Origin of the sequence: Sphaerotilus sulfidivorans (assembly GCF_013426975.1) — a bacterium.
Taxonomy (GTDB): Bacteria; Pseudomonadota; Gammaproteobacteria; order Burkholderiales; family Burkholderiaceae_C; genus Sphaerotilus; species Sphaerotilus sulfidivorans.
In genome coordinates, this window is record NZ_JACCPY010000036.1 from 1 (window position 1) to 14792 (window position 14792).

The window sequence follows — 14792 nt, forward strand, 5'->3', positions numbered from 1 at the left end:
GCGCGTGGCCGTGCTCAACCGCTTCAGTCAGATCGGCCGGCCGCAGACCGTGCCGGTGGGTGCCGTGGCATGAGTCCGTCCGGGGTTGGGGTCAGGGCGTCTGCTCGTGGATTTGTGCAACAGAGCCAGCTTGACGCATAACCTCTCCCTAAATGGACCGTGAAACCCTGCACCGAGCACAGCCAGTCAGGCCGCCTGCACATGGCCGATCAGCATAGCCGCCAGCATGTTTTTCGTCTATCAAAGCACGCCGGCCCCCACCACGCCAGACTGCCCGCATGAACCACCCACCTCGCCGCAGCACGTCGGCCGACCGCCCGCCGCTGCAGTCGAAGCGCCTGCTGGACCAGCTGCGCGAGCGCATCCGGTACCTGCACTACAGCCTGAAGACCGAGGAGGCCTACCTGTCCTGGAGCCGCGCCTACATCCGATTCCACGGCGTGCGCCATCCCAAGGAAACAGGCGCTGTCGGCACTGCTGTTCCTCTATCGCGAGGTGATCGGCGTCGATTTGCCCTGGATGAACGAGATGGCGCGACCCACGGCCCCGCGCCGGATTCCTTCGGTGCTCACGATCGACGAGGTGGCCGCCGTGCTGCCGACCGGGCCGCGCAACAATCCGGCGTCGAAACACCGCTGGATGCGCTGCTGGCGGCCTGAGCCTGAATCACCGCCCCACCCCTTCCAGCGCCTCCCCCACATACCGCCGCACCTTCGGCGCCTCCGCCCCCAGGTGAAACGCCAGCCGCCGCCCGCGCAGCTGCACGTCGTCGGCCGTGAAGCGCTCCAGCCGGCGCAGGTGCTCGACCCAGGTCTCATCGACGAAATACTCGACATACCGCCCCGGCCGCTCGGTATCCCGGAACAGCCCCCACGACAGCGCCCCCTGGCGCAGCCGCGCGCGCCGCGTCAGCCGCATCACCTCGGCGAATTCGGCGGCGCGCGCCGGATCGATCAGGTACTCGACGGTGACCATGACCGGGCCCTCGTCCGGGCCGATGTCGGTGGCCGGATTGGGCGGCGAGGCGGGCAGCGCCGGGCGCAGGTCCGCCTCCTGGCCGGAGACCGCGAAGCGGCGCACCGCCAGCAGCACCAGCGGACCGCAGAGCGCCGACACGATCAGCGCGGTCGGCACCGAGGTCCAGCCCGCCAGATGCCCCCAGGTCGCCGCCCCGGCGGCCGAGCCGCCCATCAGCGCCATCTGGTAGGTCGACATGCCGCGCGCGCGCACCCAGTTGGGCAGCGCCAGCTGCGCTGACATCGTCAGCGTGTTGGCGGTGGCGATCCAGGCCATGCCGGCCAGCGCCATGCCCAGCGCCGCCAGCCACAGCCAGGGCGCCAGCGCTACCACCAGCGTCATCACCGCCACGATCAGCGAGCCGATGCCGACGATGCGGTCGCGGCTGTGGCGCTCGCGCAGGCGCGGCAGCGCCAGCACCGCCGTCATCGCGCCGCTGCCCATGCAGGCCATCAGCAGCGTGAAGCCCCCGGCCCCGCCGCCAAGCCGGCGCGCCACCAGCGGCAGCATCGCGGTCAGCGCGGTGCTCAGGAAGAAGAACACGAACACCCGCAGCAGCACCGCGCGCATGCGCGGGTTCTGCGCCACATGCTGCACGCCCACCCGCATCGCGCCGACGAAGCGCTCGCCCGGCAGCGCGCTGATGCGCGGGCTGCTCTTCCAGCGCAGGATCTGCACGAAGGCCAGCAGCGACAGCACCGCATTGAGCACGAACACCGCCGCGCTGCCCGAGGCCGCCAGCACCGCGCCGGCCACGATCGGACCGAGAATGCGCGAGAGATTCATCGCCATCGCCTGCAGCGCCAGCGCCCCCGACAGCGAGGCCGCCGGCACGATCTCCGGCACGATCGCCGCGAACACCGGCCAGCGCGCCGCCAGCCCGATGCCGTTGGCGAAGGTCAGCAGCAGCAGCAGATGCGGCGTGATGCCGTCGGCCAGCGCCAGCAGCGCCAGCAGCAGCGCCACCAGCGCCACCCACAGCTGGGTGGAGGCGAACCAGCGCCGCCGGTCGACGATGTCGGCCAGCGCCCCGCTGGGCAGGCCCAGCAGGAAGACCGGCAGCGTGGACGCCGCCGAGACCAGGGCCACCATCACCGCGCTGTCGGTGAGCTGCGTCATCAGCCAGGCGGCTGCGACATCGTTCATCCACATCGTCAGGTTGGCCGCCAGCCAGGCCAGCCAGAGCATCCGGAACACCGGCAGGCGCAGCGGCTGCAGCGCCTGCGGCAGGCGCTCGGGATCAAGCATCGTCTTCAAGGTCACAGGCATCGTCCGTCCATCCGACCCATCATCATGGAAATGAAAAAGGCCCCACCGGGGGGTGGGGCCTTGGCAGGAATGCGCTCGGGGCAGAATGCGCCGTGTCAGTCCGCGTCCTGGAAGGCTTCCTCGCGCTTGTTGCGGATCGAGGGCAGCATCACCACCACGATCATCAGCAGCGCCGCGATCAGCAGGCCGGCCGACAGCGGGCGGCTCATGAAGGTGGTCCAGTCGCCACGCGACAGCAGCAGCGCGCGGCGCAGGTTCTCTTCCATCATCGGGCCGAGGATGAAGCCCAGCAGCAGCGGCGCCGGCTCGCAGTTCAGCTTGTAGAAGATGTAGCCGATCAGGCCGAAGATCACCGCCATGTACACATCGAAGTTGTTGTTGTTCAGCGTGTACAGGCCGATGCAGCAGAAGGTCAGGATGGCCGGGAACAGGAAGCGGTAAGGCACGGTCAGCAGCTTGATCCAGATGCCGATCATCGGCAGGTTCAGGACCACCAGGATCAGGTTGCCGACCCACATCGAGGCGATCAGGCCCCAGAACAGCTCGGGGTTGCTGGTCATGACCTGCGGACCCGGCTGGATGCCCTTGATGGTCATCGCGCCCACCATCAGCGCCATCACCGCGTTGGGCGGAATGCCCAGCGTCAGCATCGGGATGAAGGAGGTCTGCGAACCGGCGTTGTTGGCCGACTCCGGACCGGCGACGCCGCGGATGTTGCCCTGGCCGAAAGGCACTTCGCCCGGACGCATCTTCACCTTCTTCTCGATGGTGTAGGCCGCGAAGGACGACAGCAGCGCACCGCCACCCGGCAGCACACCCAGCAGCGAGCCCAGCGCGGTGCCGCGCAGCACCGCGGGGAAGGCGTCGCGCACGTCTTGCCGGGTCGGCATCAGGCCCTTGACCTCCTTGGTGAACACCTCGCGCTGCTCGGCCGGACGGCCCAGGTTGGAGATGATCTCGCCGAAGCCGAACACGCCCATCGCGATGGTCACGAAGCCGATGCCGTCGGTCAGCTCAGGAATGTCGAAGCTGAAGCGCGGCACGCCCGAGATCACGTCGGTGTTGATCTGGCCGATCAGCAGGCCCAGGATGATCATCGCGATCGCCTTGACCAGCGAGCCCGAGGCCAGCACCACCGCACCGATCAGGCCCAGCACCATCAGCGAGAAGTACTCTGCCGGGCCGAACTGGAAGGCCAGCTCGGTCAGCGGCGGCGCGAAGGCGGCGATCACCAGCGTGCCCACGCAGCCGGCGAAGAAGGAGCCCAGACCGGCCGCGGCCAGCGCCGGGCCGGCGCGACCCTTGCGCGCCATCTGGTAGCCGTCGAGCGAGGTCACCACCGACGAGGCCTCGCCGGGCACGTTGATCAGGATCGCGGTGGTCGAGCCGCCGTACTGCGCACCGTAGTAGATGCCGGCGAGCATGATCAGCGCCGGCGTGGCGTCCAGCGCGTAGATCGACGGCAGCAGCATCGCGATCGTCGCCACCGGGCCGAGGCCGGGCAGCACGCCGATCAGCGTGCCCAGGATCGCGCCCATCAGCGCGTAGAACAGGTTCTGAAAGGTGACGGCCGTTTCCAGGCCGAGCGCCAGGTTGTTGATCAGGTCCATGCGAATCGCCTCCCGCGGGTCAGGCGCCGGCGCCGAAGATCGTCGGCAGCAGCGGGATGGTCAGGTTCAGGCCCTTCGAGAAGACAGCCCACGAAGCCACGGTCAGCACCGCGGCATTGATCAGCGCGCCCTTGATGGAGAACTCCTCGCTCGCAGTCGAGGAGATCAGCACCAGCAGCGGCAGCGTGATCAGCATGCCCAGGCGCGGCAGCAGGAAGCCGAAGAGCGCCACCGAGCCCAGAATGATGAACAGCGGCCGCCAGGCGAACGCGCCCACCGGATCGCCGTCGCCACCGGACTTGCCCAGCGCGCCGAACAGCACCATCGCGCCCAGGACGGCCATCAGCACCCCCAGTCCGAAGGGGAAATAGGCAGGCCCCGGACGGGCCGAATTGCCGAAGCTGTACTCGAGCGAACCGACCGCGAATGCGACCCCCACCCCGATGAACATCAGCCCCGACCAGAAATCCTTCTGGCTCTTGATTTGCACGTCATCTCCTCGAATGTCGGAAAACAGGATGCCGCGATTCTAGAAAGCGGCTGATGACGTGCAGCTGTGGGGACCACTTAGCAGGATGCTGGCAAATGATGCGGGAAAACCCTCGAATGGCAGGAGCTGCGCCTGTTTTTCCCGGCATGCAGGTCGGGGCACGATCCGCCCCGACCCACTCGCTCACTGCACGACCAGATCGCGGATCCAGATGGCGCTGTTGAGCGAACGCAGACGCACCACGCTGAGGCCTGCCGGCAGAGCGGCGCTCAGCGTGCTGCTGGCCACCGGCTGACCCGAGGTGCTCGCAGGCAGCGTCCAGGTGCCCGCGGTCTGGCCATTGATCAGCATCTCCACCTGCGCACCGGCCGACGCATCGTAGGTTCGCAGGGAAAACCGGTAGGTGCCGGCCGCAGCGGTGCGCACCGGAAGCAGGATCGACTCGGCAAAGGCGGCTCCCCGGGTGCCGGGTCCGAAGCGGATCGCCTGGCCGTCATAGCCCCAGGAGCCGCTCGCCCCGCCGTAGAGCTGACGGAAGAGCTGCGGATCCTGCAGCCATACCGTGCCCGGAACCGTCGCGCCCAGCGTCGCACCGTTCTTGCGTGTCAGACGGATCGCGTCGATGGCCTGCAGCTTGACGGTATCGGTGTCCGACACCGTGCTGGTGGCCCCCGGCAGACCGTTGACGAAGTCCCACGGGCCGGCACCGCTGTAGACGTAGTAGTTCAGCATCTGTCCCCCCTGCGCCTGGTAGACCTGATGGGCGGCATGCATGCGCTCCAGCATGCGCGGATCGGCGTTGTAGGCCGCAGACACCGATCCCGGCCAGCTCGCCGAGCCCAGCGGACTGCCGCCAGGAGCGGGCCCGCCCTCGTAGGCGACCGACTTCAGGCCATAGCCGCGCATCCAGGTCGCATCGATCGCCGTGCGCGTGGCGAACTGCGGTCCGGGCAAGCCTTCGAAGAAGGCCGTCATCTGTGCCGGATCGGCAGGATCGGTCGGCTCGGCCGAGGACTCGTAGTAGGCCGCCCCGCCGCCGCCCCACCACAGCTCGCTGACCTTGCGAGGTGCCACCGAACTGATGATGCGCACCGTCCTGCCATTGACGGTGCGCATCATGCTGTAGTAGCCCTCGGCCCAGCGCAGCGCCTCGCTCATGTAGGCATTGCCATCGGCCACCTGGGTGGCCAGGATCGGCCGGACCGTGCTCATCATCGCCGCATCGCCATAGATCTTGCGGAACGCCAGGCTGACCTGCGAGGAGCGCCAGGCAATCCAGCGGCGGTGGGCCGTGTAGAGACCGTCCTGGGAGGTCGCGTCGACCGCACCATCATGGTTGATCGGGTGGGCGCGCGTCTTTCGTGCGGCATCGGCCAGCCCCAGCGACCAGCCGTAGCCGAAAAAGCCCGGGCTCCAGTTCCACAGCTCGTTGCCCAGCTCCACATAGACCTTCAGGCCTGTCCTGAGCGGCGGCCAGACCGGATTGGCGCGGGCCGAGGTGTACGGATTGACCCCGTCGGAGCCGTAGCGCAGCAGCTGGGCCAGCCGGGTCAGGTAGGCATCGTCGGCGCGGGTCGGCACATTGATCCACAGATCGTTGCCGGTGGCATTGGCCAGCTGCACCAGCAGTTCCCAGGGCTGCCCCTTGCCCGTGGCCACGGCGCCGATGTGCCGGGCGTTGGTCCGGCTGGCCCAGGTGATGTCGGCATTGCTGTTGGCCGCGACGAAGTCCATGCCACGAATGACATGGAACTTCTTCATCGCGGTCAGGAATTCGTTCGTGAACAGCACCGATCCATCGGTCGGATAGCCCGGACGCCAGAGCCGGACCTCGGTCACGCCGGTGTCGAGCGCAGAGCTGGCCGTGCGGCGGGTGCTGCCGAAGGTGAGCCAGGCGTTGTCGCGGATCGCCACCGGGATCACCACATCGGCGGTGGTGGTGTTGGTCGACGCGGTGTAGACCGCGTTCTGGATGAAGGGACGCTGGTCCGAGCCATCGGCCGGCGTGCCGGAGACACCCAGCACCGCCTGCCCCTTGAAGATCAGCTTGTAGGTGCCCGGCCCCATGCGGGTCGAGGTGAAGATCATCAGCGCGTCGCGCGTCGGCGCGCCGTCGGCATCGACCGGTGCATCGCCCCACTGGGGCGTGCGGAACTGGCTCTCGCGCACCACGTCGGCGGTCGCGAAGGCGCCGCTGTAGTAGTTCAGGGCATTGATGCCGATGCCCAGATAGGGCCAGCTGCTGTCGACATCGACGCGGGAGGGAACCGCCACCGCAGCTCGCGCATCAGGCGTCGAGGCATCGATCGTGGCGACAGGCGGGCCGTCGCCGCCACCACAGGAAACAAGACCCAAGGCCAGCAGACAGGCCCCGGCACGGCGATGAAGTGAAGTTTGTGCACGCATGGTTTGCGTTTTTTCACTTTCGGCCTGCACCCGCCTGACTCAGCGCAAGACAAGGCCTTCCGACCCTGAAAATCTGCAAAGAACCGGGATTATTCGACGCCGGAGCAAGCGGCACTCACCTTGCGGCAGGGGCGGAGCGGACACCCTCCTCCCACGCCGGCGTCGAGCGCAGCACCTCGTCCAGCGTGGTCTGGCCCTGCGCGACCAGGCGCAGGCCGGCGCGGCGCAGCGGCTGCAGGCCACCGGCCAGCGCGGCCTGGCGCAGCCGTTTCAGGTCGGGTTCGGCCTGCAGATGCTCGCGCACCGCCGCGTCGACCTCGAGCAGCTCGAACAGGCCGAGCCGGCCGCGGTAGCCAGTCTGGCGGCAGGCCGGGCAGCCGACCGGGCGCATCGGCTGCGGCACCTCGTCGGGCTCGAGCAGCGGCAGCCGGCCCAGCGCCTCCTGCAGGGTGTGCAGGGTCAGCGTCTCGTCGGGTGCGCGGCAGTCAGGACAGAGCCGGCGCACCAGGCGCTGCGCCAGCACGCCCGAGAGCGTCGCGCCGATCAGGTAGGCCGGCACGCCCAGGTCGAGCAGCCGGGTCACCGCGCTGGCGGCATCGTTGGTGTGCAGCGTCGAGAACACCAGGTGGCCGGTCAGCGCCGCCTGCACCGCCATCTCGGCGGTGGCCAGGTCGCGAATCTCGCCGACCATGATGATGTCCGGGTCCTGGCGCATCAGCGTGCGCAGGCCGCTGGCGAAGTCGAGCTCGACCGCCGAGTGCACCTGCGTCTGATTGAAGGCCGGCTCGATCATCTCGATCGGGTCCTCGATGGTGCAGATGTTGACCTCGTCGGTGGCCAGCGCGCGCAGCGTGGCGTAGAGCGTGGTGGTCTTGCCCGAACCGGTCGGGCCGGTGACCAGCACGATGCCATGCGGCTGCGCGACCAGGCGCTGCCAGCGCGCGGCGTCCGCCTCGCCGAAGCCCAGTGCCTCGACCGGCTGCACCGCGGTTTCGGGGTCGAAGATGCGCATCACCAGCTTCTCGCCGAAGGCGGTGGGCAGCGTCGACAGGCGCATCTCGATCTCGTCGCCGCGCGGGCTGCGGGTCTTGATGCGGCCGTCCTGGGGCCGGCGGCGCTCGATCACGTCCATGCGCGCGAGCAGCTTGATGCGCGCGGTCACCGCGGCCATCACGCTTTGCGGCAGCTGGTAGGCGGTGTGCAGCACGCCGTCGATGCGCAGCCGGATCAGGCACTGCTCGCGCCGGGGCTCGAGGTGGATGTCGCTGGCGCGCTGCTCGAAGGCGTAGGTCCACAGCCAGTCGACCAGCTGCACCACGCCCTGGTCGTTGGCGTCGAGCTGGCGGTGCTTGCCCAGCTCGACCAGCTGCTCGAAGTTGACGCCGCCCAGACTGGCCTCGCCGGTCTTGCGCGCCGCCTTGACCGAGCGGGCGAGCTGGTAGAACTCGGCCGTGTAGCGCGCCAGCTCCAGCGGGCTGCAGACCACCCGGCGCACGGTGCGCCGGGTGTGGCGGGCGATCTCGTCGACCCAGTCGGTAACGAAGGGCTCGGCGGTGGCGATCACCACCTCCTTGGCGCCGACCTGCACCGGCAGCACCCGGCGCCGCTCGGCATAGCCGGCGGACATCACCTCGGTGACCCGTGCGACATCGACCTTCAGCGGATCGATGCGCAGGTAGGGCAGCCCGGCGCGCTGCGCCAGCCAGCGCGTCAGCGCCTCCAGGTCGAGCGCACGGCCGTCGCGGGCATCGACCAGGCTGGCGCCGGCCAGGCGCACCAGCGGATGCTGGGCGCTGTCGCCCGCACCGAGGCGCTGCGCGAGCTGCACCGCCTCGTCCGGGCGCACCCGGCCGTCCTCGACCAGCCAGCCCAGCATCGGGCGCCAACTCAGCGGCCCGCCCGGCTCGGTGGCGGCGGGCACCGCTCGACGCGCCGTCGCCGCCGGTGGCGGCACCCGCGCCGGGCCGCTCATTCGGACGGCTCCGCCACCGACGCCGCAGCCCGGGCCTTGCGGGGCGCGCGCACCGGCGGCAGCGGCTGGATCAGCCCCAGCCAGCGCACCGCCTTCAGGCCGCAGCGTGCGGTGACGGCCGCGGCGCGCTCGCGCAGCACCGCCTCGTCGGGAAAGGTGCCGGCACGCAGCGCCAGCACGATGGTGTTGCCCTCGGGCGTGGGCGCGAGCATGCGCACCGTGCCGCCCGACGCAGCGAAGGCCGCCTCGATGCGGCGCGCGCTGCGCGAGAAGCTGGCGTTGCGGCCGAACAGGTTGACCGTCATCACGCCGCCCTCCGTCAGCACCTCGTGGCAGCCGCGGTAGAACTCGTCGTCGTCGAGCACCGGCGCGGCCGCCTCGTGGTCGTAGAGGTCGACGCTCAGCACCTCGGCGCTGCCGTGGTGGGCCGCATCCTGCACCCAGGCGCCGGCGTCGGCGATCCGCACCGACAGGCGCTCGTCGTCGGCCGGCAGCCGGAACCACTGCCGGCACGCCGCCACCACCTGCGCGTTGAGTTCGACCGCGGTGGTGCGCAGTCCCAGCTCGCCGTGGCAGAAGCGCGTCAGCGCCGCTGCGCCCAGACCGAGCTGCACCACGCGGGTGTCGTCGAGCGCGGCCGGATCGCGCAGCAGCAGCCAGGCCATCATGCGCTGTACATAGTCGAGCTCGAGCGAGCGCGGCTTGCGCAGCCGCATCGCGCCCTGCACCCACGGCGTGTCGCCCAGGTGCAGGTAGCGCACGCCATCGAACTCGGAAATCGTCGCGGAAGGCAGCTCGCCGTCGCGGCGGCGGGAACGGGAAGCGGAAGTCATGCCAGATCGTAGCGCGCGAATGTTTCCCGCCAGGCCGCGAGCTTGCGATCGAAGGACCAGCCGGCGTTGGCCGGGCTGGTCGAGGGCAGGCGATGCACCGCGAAACCCAGCGCCTGCAGCCGGCGCATCGTGCGTGCCGACTCCGCGCCGTTGTGCGCCACCGCCTCCAGCCCCGGCGCGATGCGGCGCAGGCCGGCCAGGTCGTTGAGCTCGGCGGCCTCGATCGCGCTGTCCAGGCTGCCCTCGCGGCGCACCCGCGCATAGACATCCCACAGCCCCAGCCCGCGCTCGCGCAGCACCTCCAGCCGCGCGGGATACGGCAGGGCCCGCAGGTCGAGCCCCCACAGCGCCGACAGGATCGGCCAGAACTGGTTGCGCGGGTGGGCGTAGTACTGCTGCTGCGCCAGCGAGGCCACGCCGGGAAAGCTGCCCAGCACCATCAGCCGGGTGCGCGGCCCCACGACCGGCCCGAAGCCGGCCAGCGGCAGATCCCCGGGCGCATCGGCAGCGCTCATGGCGCCGCTCCGATCAGCGCCGCCAGCCCCGGCAGCGCGGCGCAGGCATTGGCGCGGGTGATCTCGGCCGTCTCCTCCAGGCTCCAGCCGCGCAGCGCCGCCAGCGTTCCGGCGATGCGCGGCAGCTCGGCGGGCTCGTTGCGGCTGCTCGCGCCGGCCGCGCGCTCGGCGGCGGTGCGGTAGAGCCAGTGCGGCGGAATGTCGGGCGCGTCCGTCTCGAGCACAATCGCCTCGGCCGGCAGCGTCGCGGCCAAGCGGCGGATCTGCAGCGCGCGCTCGAAGGTCATCGCGCCGCCGAAGCCCAGCTTCAGGCCCAGATCGACGAAGGCGCGCGCCTGCTGCTCGCTGCCGTTGAACGCATGTGCGATGCCGCCGCGCACCGGATGGCGCCGCAGCAGCGCCAGCACCGCATCGGCCGAGCGGCGCACATGCAGGATGACGGGCAAATCATGCCGACGCGCCAGCTTCAGCTGCTCAGCCAGGAAATGGCGCTGGCGCGCTGCGTCCAGGCCGGGCTCGAAGCCGTCGATGCCGATCTCGCCCACCGCCACCCGGCGAGGATCGTCCCGCGTGGCCGCCAGCATCGCGTCCAGCCGCGCCAGCGAGGCCTCGGGCTCGGCTGCGCCGGTCCACAGCGGATGCAGGCCCAGCGCATAGGGCTGGCCGGTGCGCTCGGCCAGACGCCGCAGCGGCTCGAAATGCTCGGCGGTGACCGCCGGCAGCACCAGGCAGGAGACGCCCCTTGAGTGCGCGCGCGCCAGCACCGCATCGCGGTCGGCGTCGAACTCGGGGGCGTCGAGGTGGCAGTGGGTGTCGATCCAGAGTGGCATCAGCCCGGCAGGGTCAGCGCATGTGGCGCGAGAGCTTCTCGCGGGCACGACGCATCGCGCCGCGCACCTGGCCTTCGTCGAGGCCGAGCGTCGAATGGTAGCGCCCCACCAGCGCGGCCAGTGCCGCCGGCTGCTCCGGCTGCGGCAGATCGGTGATGCGCAGCACCCCGTTGGCGAAGCTGCCAGTCAGCCGCGACCAGGCCTCGAGGCTTTCGGGCATGCGCACCACCGCATCCTCGCTCAGCGGCCGCACCAGATGGCGCAACGGCTCGGCCAGTCCCCACAGGCGCATGAAGGCGATCGCCATCGCCTGCAGATCGACCCCGAGCACCGACTGGGCCGCCAGTTCCGGCGTGATCGGCTTGTCGGTGCCCTTGCTCGATATGACCAGACGCTGGATCTGCGCCACCTCGTCGGGGAAATGGTAGAGGCCCAGGATCTGGCCGAAGTTCTGGAAGATGCCGGCCAGCGCCGCGCCCTCCGCATCCGTGCCGCCGGGCGCGACCTCGGCCGCCAGATAGCCGGCCAGATGGGCACGGTCGATCGCCTGGGCCAGCTGGGCCGCATGATGCGGCTTGGCGGTGCCCGGCCAGGCCTGCTGGCCATTGCTGACCCGGCGCAGCCCGTCGGTGCCCAGCAGAGCCATGGCCCGCTTGACGCTGGTGACCGCCGCGCCCTCCTCGCCGGCGGCCGCCATCTCGCTGGCATTGGCGGCGCGCAGCATCGACAGCGTCAGCGCCAGGTCCTGGCGCAGCAGCTCCACCATCTCGTCGAGCCGGCCCTTGTCCATGCCGGCGATATGGGCCACCCGCTCGCGCAGGCCTTCGGTGGCCGGCAGGTGGCCGTTGCGGCGCAGCTGGGCCTGCAGCATCGCATCGAAGCCGCCGTCCTCCGGGTATTCGGTGTAGTGCCAGCCACTGAGCGCACGATGAAAGCTGCGGGCATGGATGAAGCGCCGCTGCGGATTGGTCTCGACCGCCCGGTCCAGCATCAGCCGCAGCGAATCGGCGATCGGCATCGGCAGCTCCTGAGGCAGGCTCAGCTTGCTGGTGGGCCAGCGATCCAGCAGCGCGGGCATGTCGGCCTCACCATGCGGCGGTGTGCCCTGGATCCAGTGCTGGATCAGCAGGCATGCCCCCGCGATCTCGCGCCCGAGCAGCCCGCCGCCCAGACCACCGGCGCTCGGAATGCCCTGCGGCCGCGCCCCGGCGATCGCGACGCCCAGACCCAGGCCCCACAGCGAAACCTTGTCATGCGTGTCGAAGGCCAGGGTGTGCAGACCGAGATCGCCATGCGGAATGCTCGCCTCGTGCGCATAGGCCAGACCTTCGAGCAGCTCGCAGCCATTGCGGACCAGCGAGCGCAGCGCGGGCGGCGCAAAAGTGTCCTCGATGCGCGCAGGCAGATGCTCCGGATCACACAGCGTGGTCACATAGGGAAACCGGTCGACGCAGCCGACCTCGTGGGCCGGCAGCAGCCGCGGGTGATTGAGCTGCGAGGCCTTGCGGGCCTCCTCGACGCAGCGCTCGCGCACCGCCTGCGAATTGACCGGCTGACGCGCGGCCAGCAGCCGCACCGGCTGATCGCTGCGGGTGTCGCGGGCCAGCCACGCGATCGTCAGCGAGCTGCTGCCGATCAGGCGGATCAGGGTGTAGGGGCCGAAGCTGCGCACGGCAGTGGCAGGTGCGGCGGCAGGCACGGCGGCGGAGACGTCCTGGTTCATGTCGGTGTTCTTTTCCTGATTCCTGATCGATGCCTCGGCGGGACAGGCCGGATTCACGCCCCCGGGCATCGGGACTGGCGCGCGAACCACGGCGCCGAAGCGGACTCCGGCAGGCCTGCCACGGGTATCGGCTGGTTCATGCCAAAATCACAGCCGTCTTTTCCCCTGTCACCTCCTGTCATCTGCGACGGAATCTTCATGAGCAGCGATCTCATCAAACACATCTCTGACGCCACCTTCGAAGCCGAGGTGCTCCAGTCCGACAAGCCGGTGCTGGTGGACTACTGGGCCGAGTGGTGCGGCCCCTGCAAGGCGATCGCTCCGGTGCTCGACGCGGTGGCGGCCGAATTCAACGGCCAGCTCGTCGTCGCCAAGATGAACGTCGACGAGAACCGCGACGTGCCGGCGCGTTTCGGCATCCGCGGCATTCCGACGCTGATGATCTTCAAGGGCGGCGACCTGGCCGCCACCAAGGTCGGCGCGCTGAACAAGGCGCAGTTGACCGATTTCATCAAGTCCAACCTATAATTCGTCTCACCTGCAGCGGCGCCCGCCGCTGCAGCCATGACGAATGCCACTGCGCGCCGGTTGTTCCAGCCGGATTTGCAGCTCCTGACGCAGATGCTGGAGCGCGCAGCGTCGGCTCCCTCCTCCCGCATTTTCCTGATTCCACAGGTGCAGAGCTGCCACGCGCAGCGCAGCAGCGAGAACCAGCAGGCTTGCGAGACAGGGAGTCCGACCCCTTCGGCCTGTCCGGCTGGCACCGGCAAGGCCTGATTTCAGGGCCCGACCCTATGCACCTTTCCGAACTCAAGGCTCAACACATCTCGGCGCTCGTCCGGATGGCGGAGACGCTCGAGATCGAGAACGCCAGCCGCCTGCGCAAGCAGGAGCTGATGTTCGCGATCATGAAGAAGCGCGCCAAGCAGGGCGAGCAGATCTTCGGCGACGGCGTGCTCGAAGTGCTGCCCGACGGCTTCGGCTTCCTGCGCTCGCCCGACACCAGCTTCCTGGCGTCGACCGACGACATCTACCTGTCGCCCAGCCAGATCCGCCGCTTCAACCTCCACACCGGCGACATGATCGAGGGCGAGGTGCGCGTGCCGAAGGACGGCGAGCGCTACTTCGCGCTGGTCAAGGTCGACCGCGTCAACAACCTGACGCCGGAGGAATCGAAGAACAAGATCATGTTCGAGAACCTGACCCCGCTGTTCCCCAAGGAACAGTTCAGGCTCGAGCGTGACATCCGCGGCGAAGAGAACATCACCAGCCGCATCATCGACCTGATCGCGCCGATCGGCAAAGGCCAGCGCGCGCTGCTGGTCGCGCCGCCGAAGAGCGGCAAGACGGTGATGATGCAGCACCTGGCCCACGCGCTGGTGGCCAACAACCCGGACGTGCACCTGATCGTGCTGCTGGTCGACGAGCGCCCCGAGGAAGTGACCGAGATGCAGCGCACCGTGCGCGGCGAGGTCATCAGCTCGACCTTCGACGAGCCGGCCGCCCGCCACGTGCAGGTCGCCGAGATGGTGATCGAGCGCGCCAAGCGCCTGGTCGAGCTGCGCAAGGACGTGATCATCCTGCTGGACTCGATCACCCGCCTGGCGCGCGCCTACAACAATGTGCTGCCCTCCTCGGGCAAGGTGCTGACCGGCGGCGTCGACGCGGGCGCGCTGCAGCGCCCCAAGCGCTTCTTCGGCGCAGCGCGCAATGTCGAGGAAGGCGGCTCGCTCACCATCATCGGCACCGCGCTGGTCGACACCGGCAGCCGCATGGACGAGGTGATCTACGAGGAATTCAAGGGCACCGGCAACTGCGAGATCCATCTGGACCGCCGCATGGCCGAGAAGCGCGTCTACCCGTCGATCCTGCTGAACAAGTCGGGCACGCGGCGCGAGGAGCTGCTGCTGAAGGCCGAGATCCTGCAGAAGACCTGGATCCTTCGCAAGCTGCTCTACCCGATGGACGAGATCGAGGCGATGGAGTTCATCCTCAACAAGATGAAGGCCACGAAGAGCAACCTCGACTTCTTCGACATGATGCGCCGCGGCGGCTGAAGCCCCCGCACTGATGCGCACCCTTCCCGTGCAGGGCCTGCACGGGCTATAATCGAGGTTTTTCCGCTGT

Annotated in this window: 13 protein-coding genes; 4 read left to right on the forward strand and 9 right to left on the reverse strand. The window is 69.4% G+C overall.

The window, feature by feature from the left end; all coding sequences use genetic code 11:
- The first annotated feature begins 278 nt into the window (after positions 1-278).
- On the forward strand, positions 279-659 hold the full coding sequence (locus HZU84_RS21220) for a phage integrase N-terminal SAM-like domain-containing protein (protein WP_180693016.1): 381 nt from the start codon (positions 279-281) through the stop codon (positions 657-659).
- 7 nt (positions 660-666) lie between these two features.
- Here the strand turns inward: HZU84_RS21220 and HZU84_RS16725 are convergent, their stop codons facing one another.
- The 9 genes from HZU84_RS16725 to HZU84_RS16765 form a co-directional block, all read right to left on the reverse strand.
- A complete protein-coding gene (locus HZU84_RS16725) occupies positions 667-2286 on the reverse strand; it encodes an MFS transporter (protein WP_257644630.1) in 1620 nt (539 codons plus the stop codon).
- Positions 2287-2381: 95 nt separating this feature from the next.
- Complete coding sequence (locus tag HZU84_RS16730; RefSeq protein WP_149503292.1) at positions 2382-3896, reverse strand: tripartite tricarboxylate transporter permease; 1515 nt, start codon at positions 3894-3896, stop codon at positions 2382-2384.
- A 19-nt stretch (positions 3897-3915) separates the two neighbouring features.
- A complete protein-coding gene (locus tag HZU84_RS16735) occupies positions 3916-4386 on the reverse strand; it encodes a tripartite tricarboxylate transporter TctB family protein (protein WP_149503291.1) in 471 nt (156 codons plus the stop codon).
- Between the two features lie 183 nt (positions 4387-4569).
- Complete coding sequence (locus HZU84_RS16740; protein WP_149503290.1) at positions 4570-6660, reverse strand: carbohydrate-binding protein; 2091 nt, start codon at positions 6658-6660, stop codon at positions 4570-4572.
- A 247-nt stretch (positions 6661-6907) separates the two neighbouring features.
- Positions 6908-8764: a GspE/PulE family protein gene (locus tag HZU84_RS16745; RefSeq protein ID WP_149503289.1), complete on the reverse strand. Its 1857-nt coding sequence runs from the start codon at positions 8762-8764 to the stop codon at positions 6908-6910.
- The gene (locus HZU84_RS16750) at positions 8761-9597 is read right to left on the reverse strand and encodes a spermine/spermidine synthase domain-containing protein (protein WP_149503288.1); all 837 of its coding nucleotides are present in this window, start codon (positions 9595-9597) and stop codon (positions 8761-8763) included. Before HZU84_RS16750 ends, HZU84_RS16745 begins: the two co-directional genes overlap by 4 nt.
- Positions 9594-10112, reverse strand: coding sequence for a DNA-deoxyinosine glycosylase (locus HZU84_RS16755; protein ID WP_149503287.1), 519 nt, complete (start codon positions 10110-10112; stop codon positions 9594-9596). The genes HZU84_RS16750 and HZU84_RS16755 overlap by 4 nt, the downstream gene beginning before the upstream one ends.
- Positions 10109-10942 carry a TatD family hydrolase gene (locus HZU84_RS16760; protein ID WP_149503286.1) on the reverse strand — a complete coding sequence of 278 codons (834 nt, stop codon included), beginning with the start codon at positions 10940-10942 and terminating at the stop codon, positions 10109-10111. The genes HZU84_RS16755 and HZU84_RS16760 overlap by 4 nt, the downstream gene beginning before the upstream one ends.
- A gap of 13 nt (positions 10943-10955) precedes the next feature.
- Positions 10956-12665 carry an HDOD domain-containing protein gene (locus tag HZU84_RS16765; protein ID WP_180693017.1) on the reverse strand — a complete coding sequence of 570 codons (1710 nt, stop codon included), beginning with the start codon at positions 12663-12665 and terminating at the stop codon, positions 10956-10958.
- Positions 12666-12863: 198 nt separating this feature from the next.
- Here HZU84_RS16765 and trxA point away from each other — a divergent pair, with 198 nt between their 5' ends.
- The 3 genes from trxA to rho are packed head-to-tail and all read left to right on the forward strand — an operon-like array spanning position 12864 to position 14722.
- Positions 12864-13193, forward strand: coding sequence for a thioredoxin TrxA (gene trxA, locus HZU84_RS16770; RefSeq protein ID WP_149503284.1), 330 nt, complete (start codon positions 12864-12866; stop codon positions 13191-13193).
- 36 nt (positions 13194-13229) lie between these two features.
- Positions 13230-13442, forward strand: a complete 213-nt coding sequence (locus HZU84_RS16775; RefSeq protein WP_149503283.1) for a hypothetical protein — start codon at positions 13230-13232, stop codon at positions 13440-13442.
- Positions 13443-13459: 17 nt separating this feature from the next.
- Positions 13460-14722, forward strand: a complete 1263-nt coding sequence (gene rho, locus HZU84_RS16780) for a transcription termination factor Rho (protein WP_149503282.1) — start codon at positions 13460-13462, stop codon at positions 14720-14722.
- The last annotated feature ends 70 nt before the right edge of the window (positions 14723-14792 follow it).

Excerpts from the sequence above, each read along its gene's own strand:
- HZU84_RS16750 (WP_149503288.1), bottom strand. The coding sequence starts at position 9,597 with ATGACTTCCGCTTCCCGTTCCCGCCGCCGCGACGGCGAGCTGCCTTCC.
- HZU84_RS16765 (WP_180693017.1), bottom strand. The coding sequence starts at position 12,665 with ATGAACCAGGACGTCTCCGCCGCCGTGCCTGCCGCCGCACCTGCCACT.
- HZU84_RS21220 (WP_180693016.1), top strand. The coding sequence starts at position 279 with ATGAACCACCCACCTCGCCGCAGCACGTCGGCCGACCGCCCGCCGCTG.
- HZU84_RS16760 (WP_149503286.1), bottom strand. The coding sequence starts at position 10,942 with ATGCCACTCTGGATCGACACCCACTGCCACCTCGACGCCCCCGAGTTC.
- HZU84_RS16755 (WP_149503287.1), bottom strand. The coding sequence starts at position 10,112 with ATGAGCGCTGCCGATGCGCCCGGGGATCTGCCGCTGGCCGGCTTCGGG.
- HZU84_RS16730 (WP_149503292.1), bottom strand. The coding sequence starts at position 3,896 with ATGGACCTGATCAACAACCTGGCGCTCGGCCTGGAAACGGCCGTCACC.
- rho (WP_149503282.1), top strand. The coding sequence starts at position 13,460 with ATGCACCTTTCCGAACTCAAGGCTCAACACATCTCGGCGCTCGTCCGG.
- HZU84_RS16725 (WP_257644630.1), bottom strand. The coding sequence starts at position 2,286 with ATGCCTGTGACCTTGAAGACGATGCTTGATCCCGAGCGCCTGCCGCAG.
- HZU84_RS16745 (WP_149503289.1), bottom strand. The coding sequence starts at position 8,764 with ATGAGCGGCCCGGCGCGGGTGCCGCCACCGGCGGCGACGGCGCGTCGA.
- trxA (WP_149503284.1), top strand. The coding sequence starts at position 12,864 with ATGAGCAGCGATCTCATCAAACACATCTCTGACGCCACCTTCGAAGCC.
- HZU84_RS16775 (WP_149503283.1), top strand. The coding sequence starts at position 13,230 with ATGACGAATGCCACTGCGCGCCGGTTGTTCCAGCCGGATTTGCAGCTC.